At 41.9% G+C, this 3181-nt stretch carries 7 protein-coding genes; 3 read left to right on the top strand and 4 right to left on the bottom strand.

The features are described 5' to 3' along the window. Positions 1–196 (top strand): hypothetical protein (locus HMPREF3119_RS19535; RefSeq protein ID WP_210388509.1); only part of this gene is annotated, 196 nt, incomplete at its 5' end. 12 nt (positions 197–208) lie between these two features. Further along, positions 209–490 carry a hypothetical protein gene (locus HMPREF3119_RS18300; RefSeq protein ID WP_070580503.1) on the top strand — a complete coding sequence of 94 codons (282 nt, stop codon included), beginning with the start codon at positions 209–211 and terminating at the stop codon, positions 488–490. Here HMPREF3119_RS18300 and HMPREF3119_RS18295 read toward each other — a convergent pair. The 4 genes from HMPREF3119_RS18295 to HMPREF3119_RS18285 all read right to left on the bottom strand — a co-directional run bounded on the left by HMPREF3119_RS18295 (position 487) and on the right by HMPREF3119_RS18285 (position 2677). Then, positions 487–711, bottom strand: a complete 225-nt coding sequence (locus HMPREF3119_RS18295) for a hypothetical protein (protein ID WP_070580501.1) — start codon at positions 709–711, stop codon at positions 487–489. The two genes, HMPREF3119_RS18300 and HMPREF3119_RS18295, sit on opposite strands and share 4 nt — an antisense overlap. A gap of 486 nt (positions 712–1197) precedes the next feature. Then, on the bottom strand, positions 1198–1320 hold the full coding sequence (locus tag HMPREF3119_RS19975) for a hypothetical protein (protein WP_256389899.1): 123 nt from the start codon (positions 1318–1320) through the stop codon (positions 1198–1200). Between the two features lie 56 nt (positions 1321–1376). Continuing rightward, entirely contained in the window at positions 1377–1721 is a 345-nt protein-coding gene (locus tag HMPREF3119_RS18290; protein ID WP_070580504.1) for a hypothetical protein, read from the bottom strand. A gap of 248 nt (positions 1722–1969) precedes the next feature. Next, on the bottom strand, positions 1970–2677 hold the full coding sequence (locus HMPREF3119_RS18285) for an XRE family transcriptional regulator (protein WP_052928006.1): 708 nt from the start codon (positions 2675–2677) through the stop codon (positions 1970–1972). Positions 2678–2780: 103 nt separating this feature from the next. On the opposite strand from HMPREF3119_RS18285, the gene HMPREF3119_RS18280 reads away from it, so the two are divergent. Continuing rightward, a complete protein-coding gene (locus HMPREF3119_RS18280) occupies positions 2781–3008 on the top strand; it encodes a helix-turn-helix domain-containing protein (RefSeq protein ID WP_052928005.1) in 228 nt (75 codons plus the stop codon). Positions 3009–3181: the final 173 nt, after the last annotated feature.

Raw genomic sequence — 3181 nt, 5'->3', positions numbered from 1 at the left:
CTTAGTCAGTATTGGTGATTGGTGGCAGATTACTGCACATGCTCTGGCTACATGGCCTCAAATATACAACCGCCCGCGCATTCACCAATCCCAATACTTACTGGATGCCCGTCTTTCCGGGCTGTCAGTCTTGCGACTATCCTCGCTTTCCACAGTCAAGGAATCTGATAACATGAACATTCCACAGTCAAAATAAGGAATTGTTCTGATGCCAAGATATATTGTTAGGGTTGAGCTTCCGAATGCTGATTACGCTGACTACCAGAATTTATATGAAAGAATGAAAGCTCACGGGTTTGATAAAAAAATAAAAGGTAGCAATGGTGTTTGGTACTACTTGCCAGACGCAGAATATAACTACGAAGGTAATCTAAATTCTGACACCATTTTCGAGCGAGCAATAAATATTGCCAAATCAGTTAGAACAAAGGCCAAAGTATTGGTTACTGAGGCTGTTTCTAGGCGTTGGTACAACTTAGATAAAGTTTAATTTTCTGTGCTGGCTTTCCCTTCGTCACAATGGGAGTCGCACGCTCCCATTTCTGGCTTTTCGTTTTCTAGGTTATAAAACGCCTCAACAATTCGTTTCCCAAGGTATTTCACTGTGCCGTCCGGCAGGTCATGAGTATTGTGATACTTCATTTTCAACATGTCAGACAATACCTGACGCGCTGCGTCTTGTGATTCCAGACTCAATTCTTCAAATTTCATATCCATCTCCTGTTATTAACTCACCATAGCCCACTCACCGAATGGGATATAATTAGTATCTGCGCTCACACAACCCATCCCGCCAGTGTTGCCCGTTCACGACCGTGATCACTTTCGTGCGGTGCTAATCTTCACGCCACCCATTAGGCGCTACATCGCATTTGTGCGTTGGGGTCTAAACAGGTGGATTGTGCTGTTTCGACTTTCTGAATTGTTAAAGAACAATGAAGGTGTTTTCATACTGTGGTTGCCTTCGATGAGTTAATTAAAAACTATAGTTGTTTTAATGTCAACAACCAAAGTTGTTTATATGGGTTGTTTTTCTCTTCATTGGTTGTATTTGGTTGTTTTGATTGGTTATTTATTTTCCAAAATTCTTCACGACCGGACGCAGATCACACAGGCGGGGGAATTGCAGGCACAAAAAAGCCCTCGCAGGGAGGGCTTTTTACTGTGGAAAGCTTGCTAATTTGTAGGGCGAAAGGATTACGCTGCTTTGCTATATAATTCGCTGAACATTTCGTCTTTTTTGGCAGTCAGCTCTGCGACGATTTCATCCAGACGGTTTGCAAGCTTCAACATTTTTGCAATGCTCTCTTGTTTGGACATGATGTGCTCCTGGTTTCCTTTACTCGCTCGTTGTGGATACGTACATTAAATGATAATTAGAAAATGCTTGCTTTTTTCAGCATATGCGAACTATTCGCACACATTTCTGGGTTTTTCATCTTAATGTCGTTAATTAATATTTCAGCAAACAACAGTGTTTGCTGAAGATTGATATCTTCATGTTTTTTTGCTTCAGCGCTCAATTCTTGAATTATGGACGCCAACTCATCAAGTGATGGATCGGTAAGTTCATGCAACTTATCAATGCCTAGCTGTTCGAAACTAGTTACCACAAAGTTTATCAAACCTTGTACCATCATTTTTATACTATTCAGCTGTCTTTCTTCGATTGAAGCCTGCGCGTCTGCAACTAAGACAGACTTTTTAAAGTCACTATTCACGAAATTCCTTACTCCATATATAACGTCTGTCAACGTTATTATCAAGGGTTGTTGTGTAAATCTTTGTGGATAACTTAGTCTGATGGCCGAGTAATCTACATCAACACCATCAAAAAAGTAAGGAAAAAATGCGTTAATTTTGATCGCAAACACATAAGGTGATGTTATTCAGTTAAAAATAGTTTGCCTCGGATTTGTCCACATTTTGGCTGACTTAGTTCACCCTAAAACGTGTCGTCAGGCCATTGTTAGCCGTGGAATTTATACTTAATAGACTGGCTCACGAGTACCTTTGCCTGTATGAATACGCCATCAATAGACTCTTCATTCAAGTGCCATGTTTCATATTTTGGATTATCTGATATCACAGCAAGGCGCTTGTACTGCATTTGCAGGCGCTTAATGTAGAGCTGATTGTCCAGTATGAAGACATAAATTCCGTCACCGTCAAAATGGTTAACGGTCATATCAACGAATATCTGATCGCGTGGTTCGAAGGTGTCCGCCATGGAGTCACCTTTCACAGTGATCATCTTAACGGTATCAGCTGGCCTTCCGCCAAATAGCCTCTTGGCTTCTTCCGCTGAATACTCAATCGCCGTGATGGTTTCAATAAAATCATCTAAAACCATAACGCCCGGGCCAGCGCTGGCTTCAACATCGAGGATTTCCACTTTGTAAGTCTCTATTGTTGCGGGAGTGACAAGATCTATTTTCACTGTACCAGCACCATCAGAGGGGAGTAATGGATTATCCCCGGCACCAGATGAAAGCCATTCCGCCGGAACTGACAGTACTTTAGCTATTTCTATCAGCTTTGTGGACGTCTGAGCGCTGCCGGATTCAATTTTCTGAATAGCCGCCTGAGATACACCAATAGCCTCTCCAAGTTCTTTCTGAGAAAGACCAGCGCGTTTTCTGGCTTGTTTTAGTCGTTGTGCAAGAGTCGTTTTCATAATCCCAAAGATACAACCTCGGTTGTTGTTATTCAAACGAATATAGTTGTTGATTAAAAACAACTATGGTTTTAATATGGAAAATAAAACAACGGAGGTTTTTATGAACGAAGCAATTAAAACCGCCATTGATATTGTGGGAACACAAAAAAAACTTGGCGAAGCATGCGGTTTGACGCAGCAGGCAGTTTTTAAGTGGCTTCACAACAAGGCGAAGGTTTCCCCTGAATACATTCCGCTAATCGTCAAAGCGACCAACGGACAAGTTAAAGGCAGAGACCTAAGGCCAGACCTCCCGCACGTTTGGGAATTTGGCAATCAGTACTGGTAAGAAACTGCTCTTTAACAAATAACAAAATCGGAATGTACAGGCGCTGTTTATCTGTATTGCACATGGTGCGGCTTAACTGGGGCGATCCGTCAGTTAAGGGATAACGGACAAGCAGAGTAATGGCACTGTACAAACGTACTTTATTTCAACACAGCAACACCTCACAGGAAGTG

The organism is Morganella sp. HMSC11D09 (assembly GCF_001807955.1).
GTDB classification, from domain to species: Bacteria; Pseudomonadota; Gammaproteobacteria; order Enterobacterales; family Enterobacteriaceae; genus Morganella; species Morganella morganii.
The sequence above is the reverse complement of the archived record's forward strand: the minus strand, read 5'-3'. Positions and strand labels throughout refer to the sequence as shown.

Coding starts and splice junctions, on each gene's coding strand:
- HMPREF3119_RS18300 (WP_070580503.1), top strand. CDS start 209: ATGCCAAGATATATTGTTAGGGTTGAGCTTCCGAATGCTGATTACGCT.
- HMPREF3119_RS18295 (WP_070580501.1), bottom strand. CDS start 711: ATGAAATTTGAAGAATTGAGTCTGGAATCACAAGACGCAGCGCGTCAG.
- HMPREF3119_RS19975 (WP_256389899.1), bottom strand. CDS start 1,320: ATGTCCAAACAAGAGAGCATTGCAAAAATGTTGAAGCTTGCAAACCGT.
- HMPREF3119_RS18285 (WP_052928006.1), bottom strand. CDS start 2,677: ATGAAAACGACTCTTGCACAACGACTAAAACAAGCCAGAAAACGCGCT.
- HMPREF3119_RS18280 (WP_052928005.1), top strand. CDS start 2,781: ATGAACGAAGCAATTAAAACCGCCATTGATATTGTGGGAACACAAAAA.